The following is a 22,145-nucleotide window of genomic DNA, read 5'->3' on the forward strand; positions in this document are numbered from 1 at the left end:
TGAGGGTGAGCAGTGGTGCGCCGTGTCGGCGTCAGTCCGTGCCCGGGGCATCCGGTTTCGGGACGTCCTTCGGGCCGGTGAAAGCGTGCCGGCGAACGGCCAACATGGGCCCGATCTCGCCGTGTTCGCGGGTGATGATCACGTTCCGGTAATCCGGCTTGCGGCCGCCGCGGTCCGACTCGCCAAGGTCACGTGCGATCGCGTCGTGTGCCTCTTGTAGCAGCCCCTCGTCGAGGATCTGGCCCGGGTCGCGATCGCCGGGCAGGGGCTCGGGCTTGCAGTGGCAGCCCGGATGAATCGGCATGAGCTTCTCGACCCGGTACCGCTGCGTCGACGCGATCGTGCACAACGCGCAGTTCCGCGGCCCGGACAGCCGACGCCGATAGAACCGCGCCCCGCCGCGCCGCATCGTCTGCTGCGCCGCCTGAGTACGGGCGAGCTGCATGTCGGTCTCGGTGATCGACCACAGCCGGACCCGGCCGGCGTCGACCGCATCGACCATGTCCCGGCCTTCGCCGAGCGCCGACCACACCGACGCGAACGGCCGGGTGTAGACGACCTCGGGCGGGACGCCGCGCAGCGCGTCGTCGAGGACAACGCCGGCCGGTGCCGCGGCGCCGCCGAACATGTCGGCCACCATGCTCGCGAGGTAGGCGTCGGTGAGCGATCCGATCTGTTGCTGAGCGCCGAGTACGACCGGCAGCACGTGCTCGACGAACATCGCGGCGTCGGAGCCGCGATAGCTGCCGAGCGACTCGAAGGCGTCCGTCACGAAGGTGAGCAGCCGCTCGCGAAGTCGGTCGGTGAGCGTGTCGTACTGCTGCGCGAGCGCCGTCTGAGTCGCCTCACTCACGCTGTCTCACCGGTGCCCGTGCCGGCCGGCTGCTGCGGCGCCGTCGGCAGCAGTGAGGCGCCGAGCAGCGCATCAGCCGCTGCGCCCGAAGCGATGCGCCGTACGCGCTGCGGCGACTCGCCCATGTCTTCGGCGAGCACGCTGAGGGGGTAGCCGACGCTCTTCTTCTTCACCGCGGCGTCGGCGAGCACGGCCGGGTTGAGCTGCCGCGGGTCCTCCCAACGCACCTCAGCCTCGGTGAAGTCACGCTCGACACCTGCCTGCCGCGCGCACAGAGTGAAGACGTCCTCGATCGCCTCGCCGAAGACCGCCATGTGTTCGCCGACCTTCGCGAGGTGCAGCACATCGAGCGCCTGCACGGTGTCGGCGCTGATGTTGACGAGGTCGGTCGCGAAGTAATAAGCGGGGGTGTTGCTGATCAGCAGAAGGTTTCGGATATCGGCCTCGTGCTCCTTCAGGAACCCGCTCAAGTCGGTCGCGTCGAGCTGTCCGAACCGCGTCGCCTCGCCTTCGCTCGCCCACACTGCGGACGGCGAGGGTACGAACGGCTGCTCGACGACTTCGAGCCCGGTGAGCGGGTCGATCCGCTTGCGGAACTTGTGGCCGGTGACGTACTTCTGCCGGAAGGCTGAGTACCTCGCCGCGGTCATGCGGTTGAGCACGCCGAGGTTGAGTCGGTCCTGAATGTCGATCACGCCGGCGAACTCGGGCTCGGGGTCCTCGCCGAGCTCGGGCCGGCACGGGAAGTCGACCATGGGCAGATCGCCGAGGTCGTGCTCTTGCTCGTCGCCGTCTTGCTCCCACGCCTGTCGGCCCCATGGCAGCCGGCCGGGCCCGCGCTCCTTCGTCCTGTACCGCACGATCACGCTGGGCAGGTAGAGCGTTGCCCGGCCCACCCGCTCGACGTCGTCGTACCAAGCCTTGAGCCCGGCTCGGCGCTCGCCGGTCGCCGGGTCGTGCTCGACGATGCACTCGCGCGGCGTCTCGGCGGTGATGAGCGGCGAGGGGCGACTGTTTTCCTCGACCCGGGTCGGGTGCGGCCCGACGATCATGTAGCCGACTGACTGCGTAAGCGCGGTGCGGTACACCTGCTTCTGCCGCGAGTCGAGTCGGTTGAGCTGCCACCACCGGGCCGCGTCGTCGTCCGGATTCCCGTCGCCGTCGGTGATCCCGAGCGCCCGCAGCCGGTGCACGGGAGAGTTCGCCACCGTGCCCATGAAGTTGGTACGGCTCTTGCGCTGGAACGCGCGGAAAGCGTCGCCGACGTTCCGCGGCAGCTCGGGCAATGGGTGCCGCCCGCGGTAGTAGTCCCACCACAGATCAAGCTCGGTCGTCCGGTCACGTATCTGACGCCCGAGCCGCAGCAGCCACCAGTCGGGAGAGTCGACCTCGTCACTCAGCATGTCGCCCCCTCTCGGGCTTTCAGAACGTGAACCCGCCCATCGGGGCGGCCGCTTCGGCGAGCCCCTTTGCGACCGCCTGCGACCGCGCTTCGAACGCGAGGATGCTCGCGACCGCGGCATCGATCTTGCGCGGCGAGTCGGGGTTCTCCTTCATGATCTGGATGCCCGTACGCCCCTCTCGGCGGCGGGCGTTGAGGAAGTGCCGGGTCATGGCGTACGACCCGTCGTAGGTCACCTCGCGTTCGAGGATCGCGTCGAGTAGGCGTTGCGTTGCCCGCACGATGTGAATCGCGCGGCCGCCGGTCATCCACCACTCGACGGGGTGATCGCGGGTCGCCTTGACCGCGAGCCGCGTGCCGTAGCGCGCTTCCCAACCGGTCACGTGTTCCTGCCACTTCGCCGGGTCCGCGAAGAACCCGACGACGGTGTACCGCTCGAACGCCGTCTCGATCGCCGCGAGAACCTCGGCCTTCGGCACCTCCCATTGCTCGCCCGCGGCGCCGGCCGGCTGCTCCCATACGCCGATCTCGAAGAGGTGCCCGTCGGATACGCGGCAGCCGATGAGAGCCGTCGCGTCCGTGACCTTCCGCGAGCGCTTGCGTGAGCCGTCGAATCCGAGCGTGATCATGTCGCCGTCGGCGATCACCTTGTCGAGGTCGCTTACGGCGATCAGCTCGGGCTCGGCGAGCCACGCATCGGCGGCCGCTTCCGCCAAGTTGAAGAAGTACCGCCGGCTGTCGCTCGGCGAGTTCCGCGGGTCGAAAATCTCGTTGACGATCCGATCGAGGTCCATCACCGCGGCGAAGTCGCCGTACGACTCGACGAGCGCCGAGCGCACCGCAGCCTCGTCGGTGAGGTCGACGCCCTCGGGCGCCTGCCGGTGATCGAAGAGCAGCCGCTCGCGCCGGGTCTTGCCTTCCCGGATGAGCTTCGCGAGCGTGTGCGTCTCCTCGGCGACGGACCCCTCGCCCGGCGCGTACATCGTCGACGTCTCCAGCGACCATGGCGAAGCCTCTTTGCGCTTCGCCATGTTGCGCCGGACCGTCGCGTACATGCGGCGCAGCTCGGGCAGCACGTACAGGTGCGTCTCGTCGAACACGACGAACGTCTCTTTACCGCCGTCCTTCGCAGCGTTGGACGCCGTCGAGGGGACGATCTCGCCGCCGTCCGGAAGGATGACCCGGGTCACGCCCGCGGCGTCGCCCGGCAGATCCTCGCCGAGCGGCCCGTCGGTGAGGTTAAAGAGGACGCTGTCGTACGTGTTCCCTGCCTGCCCCTCCTCCGTGGCCAGGCAGCGAATGAACGGATACACGACCGGGCGACCCATGGGTTCGCCGCGCTCGTAGACGTACTCGAAGTCGCGCCACCGGAACCGCTCGCCGCCCTCGGCCCAGCCGGCGAACCGGCACGGCCCGAATGCCTCGAAGAGCACGAACCGCCCGGCGGTGCCGCTCTTGTCGCGCCCCTTCGCCCGAGAGAAGAACGTCGAGTCGTACAGCCGGCGCCCGGACCCGTCGAGGGCGTAGGCATCGACCGTGAGCGCCGCGAGCTCGTCGTCGAGCGGAACGCCGTCGGGGTCGTCGGGGTCGAGCGGCCGGCCCTGAATATCGCCGGGCCCGTGCACGCAGAAATGCTCTTTCCACGCGAGCGCGAGCCAACCTAGCGACAGGGTGCGGTCATGGTCCCGGGCGCGAACGAGCTCACGGGGCATCGGCGGTCAACCGGCGCCGACGGTCGGCGAGCCGGGTCACCGGCCGCGCATCGGCGGCCGCGGCGGCCGGCTGCTCGTCGTCCTGGTCGTTGTCCTCGACCGGCACGTACCGGATGCGGAGATCTCGCCGGGCGTCGAGGGTCGTGCCGATCACACGCTCGCGCTGCCGCAGCTCGCCGGCGAGCCGGACGTCGCCGGAGAACACGGCGTCGGCGACCATGGCGGTCGTGATGGCGAACTGCCAGTCGCCGTCATCCCAGAGAACGCAGTGCGGCATACCGGTGATGCGCTCCCACCACACGCGGGTGAGCTGCTGCAACGGCTGCATTTCCGAGCAGCGCCCGAGCTCGCGATCGGTCCACTCGACCCGCCGCGCTTCGGGCAGCTCGGGCCGCGGTCCCTCGTACCGTTCGTCGGCGACGGTCGTCCACTCGTGCACCGCGGAGACCCTGTTCCGCTTCGGTCCGCCCTTTGGCTTCCGCCCGGCGACAGCCATCGGTCTACCTCCCGTGTCGGGTACGCAGCAGCGCCCCGTGTCGGGGACCGCTACAGCAGTTCGTGAATGACGGCGGACAGATCGCCGAGCCGCCGAGGTGTGTCGCCCCAGGTGTCGCCCGTGACCGCGATATACCGGCCGGTCCCGTACAGCTCGACCGTCCCGGTCCCGACGCTGATGCGCCGGCCATGCGGCAGCTCGCCGAGTCCCCAGACGTGCAGCCCGTCGCCGGACACCGATCGCTCGACCCATGTCGGACCGGCGGCGTCGACGATGCGCTGCGCCCACGGGGCGAGCCGGTCGCCGTACAGGCAGTGATCGAGGTCGAGGCACACGAGCCCGTCGCCGTCGAGGACGAACCCGAGCCCGGCGCCCGCCGTCGAGCGGGCGGCGTCGCGGTAGCGCGACCACGTCTCGGGGTCGGTGCTGCTCGCCGTGTCGCCGTCGACCGTGATCGGCAGCTTCCGCGAGGTGCGGCGCACCCAACGGGGCCGGCTCGTGAGCTCGTCGGGCAGTGTGCGACGGGCACGATGCGCCGCCACGCGGCAGCGGCCCGAGCAGTACCGCGCGTTATGCGCGTGCCGGGCGCCGAGCTGCTCGTCGCAGCGCTCACAGCGGCGCGTCTTCATGCCCCCATCATACCGCAGATGTAACGGCAATATGTGCTCTGGCCTGCGGTTATGCGTTCTGCAGGATGGGGGTGAGGGGGTGAGAGGTGCTGTGCGATGCCCAGTCGCCGCGCCATCGAATCACCCTCCCCGACCCCTGCCCGTCCGCCCACGGGCAGCACAGGGGGCGCCATGCCCCAGAATCCCGGGGATTCATACGCGCGGAGAGCCGCAGCACCTCCCGGGGCTCAGACGGGGCCGGGAGGGGGAGTCCCCCCCGGCCCACCATCTGGTTCAGATCGTCATCATGATCGTCGGGCAATCCACGTCGTAGAACCACTTGGTGAGGAAACCTCCAAAATATGGCTGTCGCAGACCGAATGCGGTGCCAGCAGCTACGGCCAGCATTCCGCAAATGGCAGGAGCTGGTAGGTCACCCGGCGTCCACTCGCCGTCATTTAGGGCGTCGATCTTGCGTTGGAGCGTCGCAAGCTCGCTGTCCCGGCGTTCATGGAGAGTCTCCACGCCCCGCAAGACGTGGTTGCCTTCGGCCCAGTCGTGTTGTTGCTTTTCGTTGCGGAACCCTGTTGATCTATAGGCGACATCACGGGCGAGAATGGAGTGTGCGTGAAGCCAGTCGCTGTGCACTTTCAGAGAGCCAGGTTCCGTCAGGTGATCCCACTGGGAACGTAGGTGCTCGCCGACTTTAGCCACCTGCTTCATCTCGTTCACTGGCAGGTGTTGGCGTTCTAGCTGCCGGGTCCATAGGTGGTCCGCCGTCAGCGCGTCGAGCGCGGCGGACAGCCACCCTTGCGCCGCGAGGTCGATTTGTACATCCGAGCTGTCCATAGCCTTCTCCCGATCGAGTTCCTACTGCGAGGGAACTCGGACCGAGTGAGCATTGCCCGCCGGGTGGTCCAATTGGGTGATCGGCTCTACAGCAGCCCAGGATGTCGTTCGGTCGGCCGCCATCGGGTGATGCGCGGGGCGGCGTTGCCCTCGCGGCTGCTCTTGATCGCGTGGCACTCGGCACACAGCGATTGCAGGTTCTCGGGCCGGTGATCGTTGCCGCGCCTGATGTGGTCGACCTGATTCGCCCAGCGCCGGCACACCCTGCCCTCGTTGATCTGTCGGCACCGGTGCTCGTCCCGTGCGAGGACTGCCGCACGGATGGCCGGCCAGTCCGCGGGCAGCTCGTCGTGCCGTGTGCTGCCTTCCCACCGGCCGGTCATGTCTCGTCGTCCTCATCGTCGAGATCAGGCTCGTCGTCCTGGTCGGCTCGCTCGATCGTCGAGTCGAGGGCGACGCGGTCGAGGTCGAGCTGCTTGCCGAACCCGAACACACTCGGGCTCGGGCTCGGTTGTGGTGCGAGGTCGACGAGGAGTCGGCGCGCGGTGCGCTCGATCTGGCGCAGCAGTCTCGGGTCGTCGCCCTCGGCTCTGATCTCTACCTCGCGCTGCCCGTCGGTGAGCCGTACGCGCATGGGTGACAGTCCCTCTCGGCGGGTCCGGTGTGTGGGGTAGGACGTGGGGGCGCCGCGCAGCGCGGGGTCGCAGCCAGCAACCCGCACTTGTCTCGTGTGGCTCCGCGCTGCGCGGTGATGGCGGCGCCGGGCGGGGCGCGTGGGGGAAATGCGAACGCCCCCCGCTGTGCGAGGGGCGTTGGCGTGGCTTCTGCATCCGGGCATAGCGGACTTGCCGACAAGAGTGCGACACGTGATCGTCGGGCGTCAAGTCACGGGCGGTGAAAGAGAGAGCCGTGTCGTGCGCTGGCACGGTACGACCGGTACGTACTGCTCTCTCAGTAACCCCCCACGTACAGGAGTGGATTGGAGTGGAGCACGCGCGCGAGTCCCGAGGGAGTCCCCCGAGGACACAACGCGTTGACGTGCGTACTCGCCTGAGACTCGCGAACATTTCGCGCACGAATCGACTGCGACTCGTCGTCGGATCGTGCGCGAAACGCCCGCCGATTACTGGCTCTTCGTGTCCGCATCCTTGGCCGGGGCAGCGTCAGCGACGGCGATATCGAGCCGCTGCAACTTCCCGCTGAACGACAGGCGCCCATGCGGGATGTCGCTGCCTTTCGCGCCGGCGGCGAGCGCGTCAGCCACGAACGCCGCGATCTCGTCGAGGGTCGTGAACTTGCCCGCGGGTACGTGCTCGATCTTCTTCGACATGCGATCAATCCTCTCGTACGGGTGCCGCGCTCGGCAGTGGTTAGAGATAGGGGCCGGTCGACGTCGACCGCGGCGCGGCTGGCGGCTTGCACGGCGTTGAGCGTGGGCAGCGCATCACGTACGCGTGCGCAACCTCGTCAGCCTTTGAGAGCCCGGCGCCGGCGAGCGCCTCGTCGACGATGCGCTCGGTTCGACGGGAGTCGTCTAGCTCGGGCTGCCGGGGGTACGCCGGCCGCGGCGCCCCTCCTCCGCCGGCGCGATCAGCTTCCTCGCTTGACTCGCCCTCGGACCGCGAGCCCGGCGAAACCGAGGAGTACTGGTTCGGCGAGGCGGGAGACCATTTCGATGTAGGTGCCGGCGGTGGTGAGGTCTTGGCCACTGGCGCGGAATATGACGGAGTTGAGAGTGACGTTCAGTGCTTTCTCGAAGCGTTTGCCCGTGAAGCGGTCGCCGGTCGGGTTGCGGGGGTCTTCTTTGTCGAATTTGAACGCCACCTTGCCGCCGTCAGCCGGGACGGTGCCGGTTGCCGTCTGCTTCGGGGGGTCGTTGGGTAGGCCGAAGCCCATCATTAGCACGATCGTTGTGAGCATGGCGGTGGCAAGCCAGCCGAGGGCCCGGGAGGCGCGCAGCCCATAGCCGGACAACAGCCAGTACGCCTGGAGCAGCCAGCGTTCAGCCTGCCTCCATGTGTGGCTGTGACGGCGCATCTCCATCTCGCCGTAGTAGAAATCCGCAGCGCCCGGTTCGTCCTTTGCGTCCTCGCGTGCCTTTCGCAGTTGGCGGTAGATGACTGTCAGGGCGGCAAGGCCAGGGATATCGTGTTCGTTTTCGGGAGGGTCTCCCCAGCCGCGACGAAGGGCGGCGGAGTGACTCGGCAGGGCACGCCATTGGCGTTCTTCATCGATGACCTGACGCCGAGTCCAGTTGAACGGAAACCCGATACGAAGCTTCCATCCTGCTGGGGGTATTGCAAACGTACTGTGGCCCTCCAGTCTTATTAGATCGAGGTGGAAGGCGCCCGAAAGTTGACACTGCGAAAGATCCACATCCCCCAGTGAGAGGAAGGAGCAGTCTACTCCGCGGAGTGAAGTCAGCTGAGCTCTCTTCACAGGCCAGTCGATTGAAGCGTCGAAATCTGCGAAGTGAGTCGGATGCGACTTAATTGAAACCGGTTGAGTTAGCGTGGCGTTATCCAGGCTCACTTGGGCATGCCTCAGACGAATCGTAGCTGCTGACTCCCAGCGGGTTCCGTGGAAGTATACGTATGTGGCCATGGCGTCTATTTCGACGGGCCTTGCAAATACTGCTTGCCTGAAGCTTGCGCTGCCGGGGCAGTAGAATGGACCCAGTTGCCCGGTGTGGGCATTGAATTGAGATCGAGTGAAGTCGAGTCTCCTTGCTACTGTTCGGGCAAATGACACCTGGCCGCCGAAGGTCGCATCCCAAAATGAGGCTCCCTCAGCGATGGCGCATTCGATGAATAGCATGTCCTGTGTGAATTTTGCATTGTTGAATTCCACTCGATCCCTGAAAATCCCTTCGCCGAAGAATGCTCCCGTGGGGAATGTTGCAGCAATAAAGCTTGCCACCCCTGAGAACTCCGTGCGAGTGAAGTTGGGATTTTCAAGCCACGCCTGAGAGAAATTAACCGACTGCGTGAAAATGACATCACTGAAGTCGCACTGCTCAAGGAAGTACGCCTCTGAGAAGTCGGCATTCCCGATGCGGCAGACGTTATCGATCGCGTCACACATGCTGCTAAGCAGCAATTCGAGCAACTCTGGACCGAATGTAGTTCCTCGAAGATCTATATCGTCCCGCGTATGCAGGCTGTCCAGGTAGCCGTCCCGATCGCCCACGGTCATATGAAGGAAGCACCGGGTGTGACCGGGCACATGGATGCCTCGGCACCCAACCGGGTCGGTGTCGGGATTGGCTCCGTGTCCGCAGTGTGGCCAGTCCGGAGGTGTCGACGTGGTCATGGGCTGATCACACCATGGATGCGTCGGCATCGGCCTCATGCTCTATACAGATGCTGGTCAAGGCAGTTGCTCGGTGCGGCGCAGCCGCGAGTCGGGCGTATGCGGCAGATCTTCGCGGGCGAGACGGCCGGCCCCAACAAACGAAGCAAGAGGAGGGCTCGGGTGTTACAACGGCTAGTGAAGGGGTCGATGCCCCATCCAGGGGTGGCAGGTAAAGGCAGCACTGAAACGGCGGTCTATCGGCTGTTCAATGAAGGTGATGAGTTGCTATACGTCGGCATCAGTCGTAACCCCATGGCTCGGTGGGCCGAGCATGCAGAGAGGCACTGGTGGGCGCAGGTCTCGCAGTTCACGGTCGAGTGGCACCCGACGCGTGAGGCAGCGCTCAGTGTTGAATTACAGACGATTCATGATGACAAGCCTGCCCACAACGTCCTAGGGACGCCGCGCAGCGAGGTGGGTATCGCTATGGCAGCTTTCTTTTCGGCGGCGCGCGTCGTGCGGTCTGAGTAGGCGTAGTGGCGCGAATCGCGAGGCCCACCCGGGCGCAGCGGGTGGGCGCTCGTTGCATCCGACCTAGGCCGTGGCGCGTGCTTTTTCGGCGGTACGCTGCCGGCGCCGGTCCGCGGCCCGCTTGCGGCGGCGAGTGGCGGTATCGAGCGCCACTTCGAGGGCGGCGAGCTCGTGAGGCGTCGCCCACGTGCGGCGACCGTCGAGCACCTGCACCGGGGCGCCGCAGTCGAGACCGTTCTCGCACGTCACAGCCGGCGCATCAGAGCCGCCGCGGTGCATCGTGAGCGTGGCGCCGCACCACGGGCACGGCCGGTCGTCCATGGGGAAGGCACGGCGCTGCTCGATCCCGACCGTCCGCTCGATACGCCGCGCCGCCTCGCAGGCGATACGGCTGATGCGGTCGCGGTGCGCCCCGTTGATGGGCAGGCACGGGCCGGGCTTGTCGGTGAGCCGTGCGAGCAGCCACGCGGCCGCTCGCGGCGCGCTGCGGCCGCCGACGTTGTAGTGCCAGCGCTGCGGGTCTGCTTCGTCGCGAGCGGCGAGCAGTGCGAGGTCGCGACCGACCGGGTCGGTCGGGTTCGGTCGGCGCGGCGGGGCGACCTTTGCGCGCTGCACATCGGCGGCGACCTCGTCGGCGACCGAGCACAGTGCGACCTCGACCGCTCGGCAGGCGTCGACGACGTGCAGTCGCAGCGGGGCAGGCTGCTCGGCGAGCACCAGGTGCTCGCGCTCGGCCGCGGCCGCGGGGGCGGCGACCTCGGCCGCGTCGTGCTCATCGAGGGCGCGAAGGTAGTCGGTGCCCATGGCGGGCGGCCATGGGGCGGGCGTGGTGGTGTCGATCAGGTCTCGCATGTGCTGCCAGTGGTCGAGGACGATCCGAAGGTCGTCCGCGGCGGCACGGGTGGGGCGGGCGGTGTTCTGCATGGTGAGCGCTCCTGATGATGCGTTAGGGCGTATCGTGATCAACACCGCGAGGGGCCCCGGATTGCTGGCCGGCACAGGGGCGCCTCGTCGTCCTTTTCACCTCTTGCGAGGGGAGCGGCGGGCGGGCGGTCCGTACGGCGATTGCCATGCAGGGCGGTCCCGCATCACCGGGCGCCGCTGTGTCCCGTCCTCGCCGACGACGCCGACGTTCCGCAGCGCCGCGGCGGCCGCCGCGAGATGCTCCTGCATCTCCCGGACCACGGGCGCCATGGCGAGCGTGATGCGCCGCAGCCTGTCGACGTAGCGCCGCGCACTCTCGCGGACCGCGACGCGCAGTCCGTCGACGTCCCAGCCGGAGAGCTCGGCGTACACCTCGAACCCCGCACGGTGAACGAGCTCGTGATGCGGCCCGTCCTCGCCACACCGGTACCGGTCGACAGCGTCCCGGGCTGTCGGCTCGTCGAGCTCGTGCTCGTCGACAAGGCGCCGCACGAGCAGCTCGCGCGCTGCATCGGCTGCGGTCGTGATCGCGGTCATCGCGTCCCCCCGCTCTCCGCCGACTGCGGGGCGTTGTGAGGCATGAACCGGGCAACCAGCCGGATCGCGTTCGCTTCGGCCTGATCCCAGGTGCGGCGTGTGTCGTCCAGCGCGCGGCGGCGCTGGTTCATGAGGTGGTGGTGCGCCTCGACCGCCTCGGGCAGCGACGTCGGCGCATCCTGTCCGAGCTGCTTCTCGATCCGACCGACCGCTGCGGCGTCGAGGATCGCGTCGAGCTCGATGAAGCGGGCCGCATCTTGGTGCGGCTGCCGGTGCCGCCATGCCCGCACCTCGTCGAGGGCGGCGAGCAGTACCTCGTCGGACACGAGCGAGGGATACAGCGGGGCGAGGATGCACCGGCCGGTGCACGTGTGCATCTCGGCGCACTCGGGCCCGCACTTCCTCTCGTCAAGGGCGGTGAATATGTCGGTCATTGGGTCCTCGCAGTGGTACGGGCGGGCGGGGCGAAGGTGTCGATCGACGGAAGGTCTTCGAGACGCCGGTGCGGGTCGATCACGGGCGGCCGCCGATTGGCCGGCCGGCCGTAGCCGGCGAGCAGCATGAGCTCGGGCTCGCCGTCGTCCTGGTCGTCGAAGAGCTCGGCGAGCTCGTCGTCGGTCATCTCGTCGAGAGAGTCGAGGGTGTCCTCGTCGAGGTCGTCGGGGTCGAAGTCGAAGGCGCTCACGAGGCAGCGCCGCCCGGGTTGCGGGCGAGCCACGACAGCACGGCGTCGAGTACGACCTCGACGCGTTCCTCGTGCCGGGATGCGATGCACCGGCAGGCGCCCGGCCGATGGCACTGCGGGCACCGGACCGGCTTACCGAGGGCAATGTCGATCACGCGGCGCAGCGCGATCGGCGCCTCGGCGGTCGGGAGCGAGCCGGCCGGGTCCTCGTCGACGAACTCGACCTCGGTCGCGCCGCCGTGACCATGGACGTGGTCGACGGATATGCGGCCGCGATCCCAAAAGACGATCGAGGGGTGCTCGCCGCGCCACCTGACCGAAGCGGTCCCGTCCGGCCACAGCGCCCCATCGGCGACGATTCCGGTACCGCTCACCCCGGACACGTCGATATGACGGCGCAGGAAGAACAGCCGGGGCGGGGCGACCTCTTCATCGGGGCGGACGATGCGGGCCCCTACGAACTGCGGGCCGGCTGCGATCTGCTGTGGATTCTCGGCGGTCATTGAGTGATCCCTTTCTCGGCGCTACGCGGACCGCAGAGCGGGCGTAGAGGTGCTCGTGCTGTGGTGTGCGTCGGGCCCGGCGAGGCGCCCAGACGGGCGCACAGCGGCTCGGCGGTGATGTGCCATCCCTGCGCCATGAGCGCGCGGACCGCGTGCCGTGCCTGCGCTTCGGGGGTGGCGTCGGGGAACTCGGCGACGACTTCCTCGATCGCCCCGGCGATCACCGCGGCGCACGCGTCGGCGATCTGCCGCTGCTCGGCGTCGCTCATGCGCTCGCCCCCTGTTGCTGCGCGACGAAGTGATCGCGCTGCCGGTCCGGGTGCGTGTTGCCCATGACCCGTTCTCGCCCCAGCGTCTTGCACGGGCGGCCGGCGTTCGCCTCGCATGTCGGGCAGCGCACGCCGAGCTCGGGCGGTCCGGCGGGCTTGTCGCGCTTCGGGAACATGGCTGCCTTCGCCGCGAGGTAGCGGGGGTTCGCCGGGGCCGGCTCGTCGAGCGTCCGGCCGACGCGCGCGAGTTCGGCCCTGACTCGGGCGGGCGGCTCGGCGCCGGTGACGACCGCTGATCGGTCGGCGCGCAGTGCGAGCACGTACCCGTCGACGTCGTCCGGGTCGGCATCCGGCGCCCGGCGTTCGGCGTGCCGCGCCATCCGGTCACGGGCGACCGTGCGCCACCGTGCCGCGATGTCCTTCGGCATGACCGCCCATGCGCTCTCGGCGTAGTGGCGGCCGACCGCCTCGCCGGCGAACTCGTACGGCACGTTGATCAGTGCCGCGGCCCAGAGACGCACCTGCGCGATCTGCTCGGTCTCGTTGGTCTTGACGACCCGGTCATCGATGAGGCTGATCTCGGCGAGCAGCCTGATCACTTCCTGCGTGTCCATCGTCAGACCTCCCCGGTCTGCTGCATGAGCCGCGCGAGCCCCTCGCGCTGCTGCTGTCCCTTGGTCTGCTGCACGCCCTCACGTCCTCGCCCGTGGGCGTGGGCACCAGGGCCAAAAGGAACGACGACGCCCGATTCGGTGCGCTCGTTTTCGGCCCACTGCTGCCACCTGCCACCCCACGCGGCCGCGCGGCGCTGGTCGTCGAGCTGCCGGCGGACGAACTTCCGTGTGACGGCGACGAGCTGCTGCTGCGTGAGCTGCTCGCGGCCGGCGTCGGACCGGGCGAGCTGCGCCGCGGCGACGTCTTCCTCGCTCGGTGCCCAATCGGTGGGGATCAGAGAGTGAGTCGGCTCGGGGGCGCGCCCGCTACTACCCGCACCGTTCTCTCTCTCAGCAACCCCCCGCTTAGGGAGTGGAGTGGAGTGGAGTGGATCACGCGCGCGTGAAGTCCCGGGGGAGTCCCCGGGGGACATGTCCCCTTGACCTGCGTATTCGTCAGAATCGGGGGGAGGAAAAGAATCCGAATCGTCGTCGATTCCCTCGCGATCCGTCTCGGGATCGTCGTCGAAGAGCGACGGATTCCTCGGCGGCCGACCGGGGTCGTCGCCGGCCCCGCCCGACGCCCGTTGCTTGCGCTTCTTGTCCGCGGCCTTCGCGCGACGCCGCTCCACCTCGGCGCGGGTCGGGTTCCCGTTCCGGGCGTAGTCGTGCATGCAGTAGTCCCCGGCCGGGGGCTGCGGGCAGCTCGGGCAGTCGTGCCCGGTCGCATGCCACAACCCGACGGCCGTGAGCTTCTTGATCTGCGGCGCCGTGCCGTACATGGCAGCGACGAGTCCGGGCACGATGCCGTCGGTCAAGTGCTGTGCCACGTAAGAGCCGCACCGCATCCACAGCCCGACCGCAGCGTTACCCGCCCTGATCATTTTTGGGTGGCTGTGGGCGCTGTCGTCGACGTTGAACCATGGCATCGGGTGTACCTCTCAGAGGGTGAGCTGCCCGGCGGGCACGGGCGGGGCTTTGCGGGTCTTACGGGCCGCGGGGTTCCGCGGGGGTGCCACCGGGGCGGTACAGACGTGGTCGATCACGTGCGGGTGCGGGCAGTCGGAAGGGTGCGGACTGCCCGGCCACCGAAGGTCGAGCCCGCCGCCGACGGCGCGCACGCACCAGTCGAGGCGGTTCGGCTCGCACAGCGCGGCGGCCGCGGCCGCGGTCATCTGCTCGGCATCGGCGACGACGTCGAGCGCCGCCCGCCGGCCGACGAGCTGCCTCAGCACGGGAAGGGAGCAGCGGGGGCAGTGCGTACGCTGCGCCCCGTGGCTGCCCGCCGCCGGCCGTGTCATCCGTACTGCTCGATTCGGCCGGCGCGACGCTTGCGGTCGTTGTGCACCTCGAACTCGCCCTCGGTCGGGTGCGATGCGAGAGCTTCGGCGACGGCTGCCTCGACGTCCCGCGAGCCGGGCCCGAGCTCGTCGAGGGTGCCGTTCATGCGGCGGCGCCGCATCATGGCGCGCATCACCTCGGCGACGAGCCCGGCCTGTTCGTGATCCTGTGCGACCTCGGCGACCGTTATCCGCAGCTTCACCTGCGGGTCTTTGTCCTCGCCTTCGGCGTGCCCGACGAACGACTTCGAGGTGAGCTCGACGACGGCGAACACGCTCGTGCCGGGGGTCTCCCACAGTCCCCGGCGCTGCGCCGCTGTGAGCGCTGCCTGTAGCCATCCGGCGTTGCCGTCGACTTTGACCTCGGGCAGCTTGTCGGGGTCGAGGTCGTGCATCGTGATCACTTCCTTTTCTTGCGGGGGTTCTTGCGACGGTGGTCGCGCATGGCGGCCGCCGCCCGTACCTCTTCGAGCGGGCACTCGTCCCGCATGTGGCGCTCGGCCCGAACCGCCATCTGCCGCACCTCGTCGTGACCGACGGCGTCCTCGGCGAGCTCGCCGCACCGACAGTTGAAATCGCCGGATGCGAGCGCCCGCTTGTGGTCGAGGCGGACCCGCAGCCCGAACCCGGGCTGCGGGGTGCCGATGGTCGGGCCGATGCCGGTCACGCCGCTTCTTCGTCCCCAAGGAGCAGCGGCACCTCGGGAAGGACACGAGCGAGCAGCAGACGCAGCGCGGCCTCGGCTTGCAAGGGGACGACGCCGTTGCCGAGCGCCTTGAGCCGGGCGTTTCGTAGTGCTGCCTCGCTCATTCCGGGCGCGGCGGGCACCGAGCAGACATGCCCAGCGGCGAGCCCTTGCATCCACTCCGAGAACTCAGCGGCTAGACGCCCTCGATCGTCAGTTGGCCGGGGGTGAGGGCGCCCGAGAATCGCTTCCCAACGCCGGATCGCGGGTTCGTACCCACCCCATTCAATGTCGGGGTGCCTTGGCTGTAGCTGTCGTTCGCCCTGACCCCGTCCGACGTGGTAGGCGCTGGCAGCAGCCTCGCTGCCGCGCTCGGCAGCGTCAGGTCGCCCGAACTGCCCCGCTGATTCGGTCCGCCCTTCTCCCCGTCCGACGCTCTCGGCGTAGGGAGCAGTCGAGTTGCGTCCGTCAAGGTCATTCCCTGCCTGCTGCCGTACGCCGAACCGTCCGGCCGGTGGTTCGCCGTATGTCGAGAGTCGCTCGCCGTCGGTGTCGGCAGCAGAGCGACCGCCGTCCGCAAGTCCGGTCCGCCCGTTCCGTGTTTCCCCGCGCCGTTCGTGTCCGACGTGCGTGGTGTCGGCAGCAGCCGCAGCGTGTTCGGCAACTGCCCCGAGTATCCGTTGCCCTTCCAGTCCCGGGCCGCTGGCGTCGGCAGGCCATGCGAGGACGAACTCGCGGAATCGTTCATGGGGAGCGCCGATCTCCGAAGCGCGTACGCCCGCCCACTCCGCATCGAACCCGACGGCGGCCAGGTCGCCGAGTACGGCACCGAGTGCCCGCAGAAGAGGCTTACTTCCTGCGTACTCCACACAGCACGGGCAGGGCTCCACTCCGCTACGTGCTTTCGTCGAGAGGATGCCGCGAACATTCTCGATCACCACCAATCGGGGCCGTAGTACGGCGATCGCGCGCAGCATGTAATGCCACAAGCCCGAGCGCGTGCCGATCATGAGTCCCAGCCGTTGCCCGGCGGATGAGAGATCGGTGCAAGGGAAGCCACCGAGAACGACGTCGATCGGCCCGAGCTCGTCGAGCACGCACTGCCAGTTGACGGCGCTGATTTCGCCGAGGTTCGGCACGCCGGGCCAATGGTGGGCGAGGATGCGCGCGGCGTACTGGAACTTGTCCTCGGGGTCGTACTGGCAGTGCCACGCGATCTTGCCGCCGAGCACTGCCTGCACTCCCAGGTCGAGCCCGCCGTATCCGCTGAACAGCGATCCAATTCGCAGAGTCACAGCGACACCCCCATGACGTACCGCTGCTGGTAGGCGTCCGGCCACTTGGCTTTAGACAGCCGGTCTCGCTGCGCCTGCGGCAGATCGAAAAGGGGCCTTCCACACCAGTCATGACCGGCCACGCGCAGCCACCACGCGTCGCACATGTCGCCCCCGCGGCCCTTCGCGTCGAGGTCGCCGGGGAACTCAGCGCCGGCCGCGAGGTAAGCGGCCGCAGCCATCCGGACCTTGTCGGCGCTGCCGTGATCGCACGCGAATTTCTTGAGCGTCGCCGGCACGACGAGCCCGTATGGCACGTCGGCGTCGAGCAGCTCGGTCTTGACGACGCCGTGCACATGCCCGGTGATCCCGGCCGACATGGCGTGCGTGGGCAGATCCTCGACGACGGCCAGGTGCGGCCGGTGCTCGGCGAGCACGGCCCGGATGCGGTCACGGATGACGCACAACCGGCGGTCGCCGTCCTTCGCCTTCGTCTTGATCCGGAACGTCGAGCCGTCCGGCAGCGCGACGCCGGTGCTTTGAAGAGAGAGGTCGAGCCCGATCACCCGCAGCTCGACCGGGGCGAAGGGCACCTCGTCGAGGGGCGCGAAGGCGCCGGGGGAGAGCAACCCGGGGACGCTCATCACTGATCACCCGCCGTCGTCGTGCGGCACGTCCAACAGGTGTGAGAGCCGTCCTCGTGCATGGCGCTGTACTGCTCGCGCCGACAGGCGCCGCAGTAGGCCATCTCGCACAACTCGCCGCCGACGGGCACCTCGTCGACGGTCGTCTGCTCGGCCGTGATCCGGCGTGGTGCGAGGCGCACCGCCCATGTGATCGCTGCCGCCGCGAGGACGAGCCCGGCGAGGAAGTACGGGGTCGTCATGCCGCACCGCCGAGCGGGGCGATCGGCCCGTACAGCGACCGCACGACGTCGAGGGGCTCGCGTCCGTTCCCGTCGACCGGACGCATCATCGGCGTGCCGGCCGAATCGAGCACGCCCGTCCAGCGCCACACGCCGCCCGCGGCGTCGCCCCACTTGAGCGACAGATCCCACGCGTGCCCGCGTCCGTCCGTCCACACCTTTCGGTCGGTGTCGAGCCGGCTGCCGTGCCCGGTCACCGGCTCGGGCGGCCGGTCGTGCTGCTGCTCTGGCTCGGCATCCGGCGTGCACGGATACGGCGGGTGCGCCGCGATGAGCTGATCGGCGATCGTGCGCAGCACGGCGGCGGCGAGGGCGTCGCACATGCCCGGGTTGATCACCTCGACCTCGCCGGCCTTGTTCATGGTGAGCACGAGGGCGTGCTCGTCGAGGTCGAGCATTCGAATCTTCGGGATCATGCGGCTTCACCCACCCAGGGACGGACCGGCCACGACCCGTCGACCACTGCGGTCCGGTCGCTCTTGCGGAAGTGCTTTTCGAGCCCGGCCGCTTGCTCACGCGCGAGCCGGATTTGCAGGTGATGCAGCTCTTCGAGGTCGAGCCCCTTGAGCTCGTGGAACCGCGGCCGCCGCTCAGAGCGGATCGGCTCGGGCCAGTCACCGCGGCGCATGTGCGCGAGCGTCCCGATCCGGTACGCCACCCGCGCGGCGATCAGCGCGTCGTACTCGCAGCCGTGCGCGTCGTCCTCGACCCACGGCAGTTCGTAGACCTGCGCGAGGGTGACGAGCTGCCGCGGACCCTGTGTCTTCGACGGGCGCTTGCGGTACGGCAGCACGTGCGTGTCGAGCACTCGCGTGTCGATCACCGGCCACAGCACGTCGTCGGTGAACCGGTCGAGCAGCGTCGGCAGTTCGTGCCGCCGGCACTCGCGGTCGAGCAGCGTGAGGTCGTACGCGACGTTGTGCCCGACGATCGGCACGCCGGCGTCGAGGGCATCGGCGAGGATCTGCGCGACCTCGTCGACGACGTTCAGCGCGGGCGAGCCCTTCGCCCTCGCGTGCTCGGTCGTAATCCCGTGCACCGCGGCCGCCTCGTCCGGGATCGGAATCCCGGGGTCGGCCATCCACGACGACGGCTCGGTACCGGCGCCGCCACCGAGCCTGATTGCCGCGGCGGTCACGATGCGATCGGCCTCGACGTCGACGCCCGTCGTCTCAAGATCGAAGGCGCACATGCGCCCCATGTGCCAAGGGGTCACCGCGCACCCCCGCCCGGCTGCGCGACCTCGGGCCACGCCGCGGCAGGATGCGGCATCGGTGGCTCGTCGTCCTCGACAACCTCGCCCTCGTAGACGCCCTCGGCGTCCGGGCCGGCGTCGTCCACCACACCCGTGCGCGGGTCGATACCGGCCTCGACGTCCCGCGAGATCTGCATCAGGTCCCGCGACAGATCGTCGGTGCCATCGCGCTTGACGTGCCCGGCCCTGTTTGCCTTGTGCCACACCTGCCGTACTTCTTCGGCGGTCCGACAGCCGCGAGCTTCGGCGAGGTAGTCGGGCATCTCAGCGGGCGCCGCCTCGATCGCCGGCCGGGTGAGCGAGCTTGGGTCAAGCGCGGCCGCCGTCGACAGGGGGCCCGACAGTGCGTGCTTCAACTGAGGCACGGCAGGCACGAGTTTGACGACCGGGAAGTTCTTCGTCTCGCCGTTCTCGACCCGCGTCGTCTGCTCGATCCACATGCGGACCGGCATCATGGAAGCGCCGCCCGTGGCTTGCAGCACCGTGTCGACGCTGCCCGCCATACCGTCAGCCGCGTAATACGAGTGCGTGTCGAGCCGCCATACCCCGAGGTCGGGCAGCTCGGGCAGCATCACCGAGATACGGCTTGTCGGCCGGCACACCTCGCGCGGCGACCGTCGGTGCCACTTGGGACCGTACCGAGCGAGGCAGATGCACGGCTGCCCGCTCTTCTGCTCTCGCTCGCCGTCGCAGCGGCGCACGCAGCCGCCGCCACCCCACATCTCGTACGCCTGCGACAGCGGGTCGCCCGAGGGCATGATCGCTCGGATCTCGCGCGCCCGGGTGATCACGCGGAACTGTTCGATCTTGCTCCGCTGAGGGGTCCACGGCTCAACGTCGCCGCCCCACTGTTCGGCGGCCGCGGCGACGTAGTCGCGGCTGTGCGAGGTGAAGATGAACGTCTCGGACCGAACCGCGCGGGCCCGCTTCTTCGGGTCCTCGTTCGGCACGCTGTAGCCGGTACGGATGCGACCGAGCTCGACCGCCTGTTTCTTCATGGTCATGATGCGCGAGCCCATGTCACGCCGCCTTTCGGGGATTTGAGCCCGGCGCCCATGGCGGCAGAACCGTCGGGTACGCGTTGGGCGCGTTGTGCAGATGCCGGGCGCTACGCAGCGCACCGAGAAAGGCCCGGTACACCGCGCGGTCGCTCGGCAGCTCGATCAGCCGATAGCCGCGGGGGCGAATGTTGAGCACGGCCGTACGGCGCGGCCGCGGCGCGGGAACCTCGGAGTCATCCGCGAGCAGCGCGACGGGGGCGTACTTGTACGCGGCGAGTTGGTAGGGCTGCTCGGCGTAGACCGTCGTCGTCGGCTTCTTCGCGCTCGTCTTGTAATCGATCAGCCACAACTCGCGGCGCCCGCCCGGACCGGTCGGCAACCACAGCCACAGATCGCCCGTGCCGGCGTAGCCGTGCTCGCGATCGAGCACGGTCGTCTCGACCGCCTCGACGTCGCGCTCGAAGTCCACGCGCCACAGCCGGAAGAACCGGGCGAGCTGCCGCGCGTACGGCTCGACCTCGGGATCGGCCGGGTACGGGGAACCGATCACGATCGAGTGCGCGCGGTGATGCACGCGGGTGCCGAGGTTCGACGCCCGCTCGCGGTTCACGTTCGGCAGCGCGACGAGCTCGCGCCGCAGCCGGGTCGGCTCGATCCGGGCACGGCGGGCAACCTCGATTGGGTTCGCGATCACCGCGTCGGCGACGAGCCCGGCGCCCCACGGGACGAGCGCGGGCTTGTGCACCGACGAGCCGGTGACGTTCGTAACCGAGATCAGGTCGGGGCCCCCGGCGGGGTCGCGGTAGTAGCGGCCCCGCCCGGTAGCGACGGAGTTCTTCGGGGCGGTCACCGGGCGCTGCCTTCGCGTTCATCGACCAGGGCGCGAACGGTCTCCGGCAACATCTTGAAATTGGCGCCGCCGACCGCGTTCCGCACGTCGACGAGCAGATTCGCGAACTGCCGTGCTCGCTCTTCGTGTTCAGCGCCCTCGGTGCGCGCCTTCGCGAGCTCGTCGCGGATCGTGCAGGCGAGTCGGTACATGGCGCGTACGTCGCCGCAGCCGAAGGACTCGATGCGCTCGCCGTATGCCGCGAGCTGCACCTCGGCGCCGCTCGGCAACGACGGGAGCACACGAGCCGGACGGGCATGCGCGAGCGGGTCAGCCTCGGTCGGCTGCTCCGCGAGGACACGCTCGATCAGCGCGTCGGCGCCGGGCCCTTCGTAGCCGGCTCGAAGCAACGCGCCGTGCACTTCGTCGCGGGCGCTCATGCGGCCGCACCACCCTCGCGGCGCTGCCAAGGCAGCTCGATGACCGTGCTCGGCCCGGCGAGATAAGCGGTCATGAGGGCGGCCGACCGCAGCGCGGACGGGCCGCCGATCCGCATACGGGCGCCGCCCATGTCGTCGACGAACTGCTCGACGAGGCTGTCTCGCTCGTGCTCGGCGTAGCCGGCGCCGTCGAGGTGCCGCTCGTTCTCGGCGGCGACGCCGAGCTCTGCGATCCTGGCGAGTTCGGCGTCGATGCCCTCGGGGTCGTCGGCGTAGTTCTCGGCGAGCTGCCGCACGAGGGTCTCGACGAGGTCGGACACGTCGAGTTCGGCGCCGAGCGGCGTCCGGCGAACGCTGATACGGAAGGCGCCGGGAACGATCGTCTGCCGCCGATACCGCACCTTCGCGGCGAGGTAGCGAAGTCGGTCGCGTGTGGTCAGTCGCACGTCGAGTCGTCCTTTCGCGTACGGGAGTTGCGTGCACGGGCGGTGTCGACGGCGCCGGCGAGCATCAGCAGCAGTGCGGCCCCGACGCCCCAGCCGAGGGCGTCGAACAGCTCGCGGAAGTCGGCGGCGGTCATCGGGCGGCCGCGGCTTCGAGGGCGGCGTCGGTCGACGTGCCGTGCACGGTGTTGGGGTTCGTGCTCACGGGGTCACCGGCCGGCGAACTTCGGTGAGGACGTCCTCGCCGTCAACGACCGCGACATGAACGCGAATTGCCACAGTCGAGCCGTCGGCCCGGGTCGGGGTCTTGGTGTGCAGCGACCACAGGGCGACAGCGTGGGCGCCGGCGCTGCGGTGAACTTCGCCGCCGAGCGTGAACATCCACCGACCGAGGTCACGCGTGTCCGTCACGGTGATGTGCACGGCGTCGGTGCGCGGGGTCATCGTCGGGGCGGGAAGCGAAAGGTAATCGAGCATCGCGGCGACGGCGAGCTCGTTGCTTGCCTTCCGGTCGAGGTCGGAGAGCTGCGGGGTGCGCTCGATAGGCTGCGCGCTCAAGGCGAACCGCCTCACTTTCTGCATGCTTGGTGCGGCGCGAGCTGACGGGGGTCGATCCGGATGCCGGTCCGGGCCGGCC

At 68.9% G+C, this 22,145-nt stretch carries 33 protein-coding genes; 1 reads left to right on the top strand and 32 read right to left on the bottom strand.

The window, feature by feature from the left end; translation table 11 throughout:
• Window positions 1-31: 31 nt before the first annotated feature.
• From OIU81_RS24240 to OIU81_RS24285, 10 genes are all read right to left on the bottom strand, one after another.
• Complete coding sequence (locus OIU81_RS24240; protein ID WP_329151231.1) at window positions 32-853, bottom strand: hypothetical protein; 822 nt, start codon at window positions 851-853, stop codon at window positions 32-34.
• A complete protein-coding gene (locus OIU81_RS24245) occupies window positions 850-2,256 on the bottom strand; it encodes a phage portal protein (protein ID WP_329151233.1) in 1,407 nt (468 codons plus the stop codon). Before OIU81_RS24245 ends, OIU81_RS24240 begins: the two co-directional genes overlap by 4 nt.
• A gap of 19 nt (window positions 2,257-2,275) precedes the next feature.
• Entirely contained in the window at window positions 2,276-3,967 is a 1,692-nt protein-coding gene (locus OIU81_RS24250; protein ID WP_329151235.1) for a Terminase, read from the bottom strand.
• Window positions 3,957-4,406, bottom strand: coding sequence for a phage terminase small subunit (locus OIU81_RS24255; protein ID WP_329151237.1), 450 nt, complete (start codon window positions 4,404-4,406; stop codon window positions 3,957-3,959). The genes OIU81_RS24250 and OIU81_RS24255 overlap by 11 nt, the downstream gene beginning before the upstream one ends.
• A gap of 107 nt (window positions 4,407-4,513) precedes the next feature.
• Window positions 4,514-5,092 (bottom strand): bifunctional DNA primase/polymerase, encoded by a 579-nt coding sequence (locus OIU81_RS24260; RefSeq protein ID WP_329151239.1) that lies wholly within the window; start codon window positions 5,090-5,092, stop codon window positions 4,514-4,516.
• A 273-nt stretch (window positions 5,093-5,365) separates the two neighbouring features.
• Window positions 5,366-5,920, bottom strand: coding sequence for a hypothetical protein (locus OIU81_RS24265; RefSeq protein WP_329151241.1), 555 nt, complete (start codon window positions 5,918-5,920; stop codon window positions 5,366-5,368).
• 86 nt (window positions 5,921-6,006) lie between these two features.
• Entirely contained in the window at window positions 6,007-6,303 is a 297-nt protein-coding gene (locus OIU81_RS24270) for an HNH endonuclease (protein WP_329151243.1), read from the bottom strand.
• Window positions 6,300-6,554: a hypothetical protein gene (locus OIU81_RS24275; RefSeq protein ID WP_329151245.1), complete on the bottom strand. Its 255-nt coding sequence runs from the start codon at window positions 6,552-6,554 to the stop codon at window positions 6,300-6,302. The genes OIU81_RS24270 and OIU81_RS24275 overlap by 4 nt, the downstream gene beginning before the upstream one ends.
• Before the next feature lie 489 nt (window positions 6,555-7,043).
• Complete coding sequence (locus OIU81_RS24280) at window positions 7,044-7,250, bottom strand: hypothetical protein (protein ID WP_329151247.1); 207 nt, start codon at window positions 7,248-7,250, stop codon at window positions 7,044-7,046.
• 260 nt (window positions 7,251-7,510) lie between these two features.
• On the bottom strand, window positions 7,511-9,115 hold the full coding sequence (locus tag OIU81_RS24285) for a pentapeptide repeat-containing protein (protein WP_329151249.1): 1,605 nt from the start codon (window positions 9,113-9,115) through the stop codon (window positions 7,511-7,513).
• Between the two features lie 216 nt (window positions 9,116-9,331).
• Here OIU81_RS24285 and OIU81_RS24290 point away from each other — a divergent pair, with 216 nt between their 5' ends.
• Window positions 9,332-9,745, top strand: a complete 414-nt coding sequence (locus tag OIU81_RS24290; RefSeq protein WP_329151251.1) for a GIY-YIG nuclease family protein — start codon at window positions 9,332-9,334, stop codon at window positions 9,743-9,745.
• 63 nt (window positions 9,746-9,808) lie between these two features.
• Here OIU81_RS24290 and OIU81_RS24295 read toward each other — a convergent pair whose 3' ends face one another.
• The 22 genes from OIU81_RS24295 to OIU81_RS24400 all read right to left on the bottom strand — a co-directional run bounded on the left by OIU81_RS24295 (window position 9,809) and on the right by OIU81_RS24400 (window position 22,066).
• Window positions 9,809-10,669 carry a hypothetical protein gene (locus OIU81_RS24295; protein WP_329151253.1) on the bottom strand — a complete coding sequence of 287 codons (861 nt, stop codon included), beginning with the start codon at window positions 10,667-10,669 and terminating at the stop codon, window positions 9,809-9,811.
• Window positions 10,670-10,765: 96 nt separating this feature from the next.
• Window positions 10,766-11,206 carry a hypothetical protein gene (locus OIU81_RS24300; RefSeq protein ID WP_329151255.1) on the bottom strand — a complete coding sequence of 147 codons (441 nt, stop codon included), beginning with the start codon at window positions 11,204-11,206 and terminating at the stop codon, window positions 10,766-10,768.
• Window positions 11,203-11,640, bottom strand: a complete 438-nt coding sequence (locus OIU81_RS24305) for a hypothetical protein (RefSeq protein WP_329151257.1) — start codon at window positions 11,638-11,640, stop codon at window positions 11,203-11,205. Before OIU81_RS24305 ends, OIU81_RS24300 begins: the two co-directional genes overlap by 4 nt.
• Window positions 11,637-11,891, bottom strand: a complete 255-nt coding sequence (locus tag OIU81_RS24310; protein ID WP_329151258.1) for a hypothetical protein — start codon at window positions 11,889-11,891, stop codon at window positions 11,637-11,639. The genes OIU81_RS24305 and OIU81_RS24310 overlap by 4 nt, the downstream gene beginning before the upstream one ends.
• Entirely contained in the window at window positions 11,888-12,394 is a 507-nt protein-coding gene (locus tag OIU81_RS24315) for a hypothetical protein (protein WP_329151261.1), read from the bottom strand. Before OIU81_RS24315 ends, OIU81_RS24310 begins: the two co-directional genes overlap by 4 nt.
• Window positions 12,391-12,663 carry a hypothetical protein gene (locus OIU81_RS24320; protein ID WP_329151264.1) on the bottom strand — a complete coding sequence of 91 codons (273 nt, stop codon included), beginning with the start codon at window positions 12,661-12,663 and terminating at the stop codon, window positions 12,391-12,393. The genes OIU81_RS24315 and OIU81_RS24320 overlap by 4 nt, the downstream gene beginning before the upstream one ends.
• Window positions 12,660-13,277 carry a zinc finger domain-containing protein gene (locus OIU81_RS24325; protein ID WP_329151265.1) on the bottom strand — a complete coding sequence of 206 codons (618 nt, stop codon included), beginning with the start codon at window positions 13,275-13,277 and terminating at the stop codon, window positions 12,660-12,662. Before OIU81_RS24325 ends, OIU81_RS24320 begins: the two co-directional genes overlap by 4 nt.
• 2 nt (window positions 13,278-13,279) lie before the next feature.
• A complete protein-coding gene (locus tag OIU81_RS24330; RefSeq protein WP_329151267.1) occupies window positions 13,280-14,245 on the bottom strand; it encodes a hypothetical protein in 966 nt (321 codons plus the stop codon).
• Window positions 14,246-14,257: 12 nt separating this feature from the next.
• Entirely contained in the window at window positions 14,258-14,617 is a 360-nt protein-coding gene (locus tag OIU81_RS24335; protein WP_329151268.1) for a hypothetical protein, read from the bottom strand.
• A complete protein-coding gene (locus OIU81_RS24340; protein WP_329155320.1) occupies window positions 14,614-15,051 on the bottom strand; it encodes a hypothetical protein in 438 nt (145 codons plus the stop codon). The genes OIU81_RS24335 and OIU81_RS24340 overlap by 4 nt, the downstream gene beginning before the upstream one ends.
• Window positions 15,052-15,056: 5 nt before the next feature.
• Window positions 15,057-15,323, bottom strand: a complete 267-nt coding sequence (locus OIU81_RS24345; RefSeq protein ID WP_329151271.1) for a hypothetical protein — start codon at window positions 15,321-15,323, stop codon at window positions 15,057-15,059.
• Window positions 15,320-16,636 (bottom strand): DNA cytosine methyltransferase, encoded by a 1,317-nt coding sequence (locus OIU81_RS24350; RefSeq protein WP_329151273.1) that lies wholly within the window; start codon window positions 16,634-16,636, stop codon window positions 15,320-15,322. The genes OIU81_RS24345 and OIU81_RS24350 overlap by 4 nt, the downstream gene beginning before the upstream one ends.
• Complete coding sequence (locus tag OIU81_RS24355) at window positions 16,633-17,259, bottom strand: hypothetical protein (RefSeq protein WP_329151275.1); 627 nt, start codon at window positions 17,257-17,259, stop codon at window positions 16,633-16,635. The genes OIU81_RS24350 and OIU81_RS24355 overlap by 4 nt, the downstream gene beginning before the upstream one ends.
• Window positions 17,259-17,501 carry a hypothetical protein gene (locus OIU81_RS24360; protein WP_329151277.1) on the bottom strand — a complete coding sequence of 81 codons (243 nt, stop codon included), beginning with the start codon at window positions 17,499-17,501 and terminating at the stop codon, window positions 17,259-17,261. The genes OIU81_RS24355 and OIU81_RS24360 overlap by 1 nt, the downstream gene beginning before the upstream one ends.
• Entirely contained in the window at window positions 17,498-17,956 is a 459-nt protein-coding gene (locus tag OIU81_RS24365) for a phiSA1p31-related protein (protein WP_329151279.1), read from the bottom strand. Before OIU81_RS24365 ends, OIU81_RS24360 begins: the two co-directional genes overlap by 4 nt.
• Entirely contained in the window at window positions 17,953-18,732 is a 780-nt protein-coding gene (locus OIU81_RS24370; protein ID WP_329151280.1) for an exonuclease domain-containing protein, read from the bottom strand. Before OIU81_RS24370 ends, OIU81_RS24365 begins: the two co-directional genes overlap by 4 nt.
• A 20-nt stretch (window positions 18,733-18,752) precedes the next feature.
• Window positions 18,753-19,814 carry a recombination directionality factor gene (locus OIU81_RS24375; RefSeq protein ID WP_329151281.1) on the bottom strand — a complete coding sequence of 354 codons (1,062 nt, stop codon included), beginning with the start codon at window positions 19,812-19,814 and terminating at the stop codon, window positions 18,753-18,755.
• A 1-nt stretch (window position 19,815) separates the two neighbouring features.
• Window positions 19,816-20,646, bottom strand: a complete 831-nt coding sequence (locus tag OIU81_RS24380; protein WP_329151282.1) for a hypothetical protein — start codon at window positions 20,644-20,646, stop codon at window positions 19,816-19,818.
• Window positions 20,643-21,065, bottom strand: a complete 423-nt coding sequence (locus OIU81_RS24385; RefSeq protein WP_329151283.1) for a hypothetical protein — start codon at window positions 21,063-21,065, stop codon at window positions 20,643-20,645. The genes OIU81_RS24380 and OIU81_RS24385 overlap by 4 nt, the downstream gene beginning before the upstream one ends.
• Window positions 21,062-21,511 carry a hypothetical protein gene (locus tag OIU81_RS24390; protein ID WP_329151284.1) on the bottom strand — a complete coding sequence of 150 codons (450 nt, stop codon included), beginning with the start codon at window positions 21,509-21,511 and terminating at the stop codon, window positions 21,062-21,064. Before OIU81_RS24390 ends, OIU81_RS24385 begins: the two co-directional genes overlap by 4 nt.
• Entirely contained in the window at window positions 21,502-21,645 is a 144-nt protein-coding gene (locus OIU81_RS24395) for a hypothetical protein (RefSeq protein ID WP_329151285.1), read from the bottom strand. Before OIU81_RS24395 ends, OIU81_RS24390 begins: the two co-directional genes overlap by 10 nt.
• 64 nt (window positions 21,646-21,709) lie before the next feature.
• Window positions 21,710-22,066: a hypothetical protein gene (locus tag OIU81_RS24400; RefSeq protein ID WP_329151286.1), complete on the bottom strand. Its 357-nt coding sequence runs from the start codon at window positions 22,064-22,066 to the stop codon at window positions 21,710-21,712.
• Window positions 22,067-22,145: the final 79 nt, after the last annotated feature.

This window comes from Streptomyces sp. NBC_01454 (assembly GCF_036227565.1).
Classification (GTDB): domain Bacteria; phylum Actinomycetota; class Actinomycetes; order Streptomycetales; family Streptomycetaceae; genus Streptomyces.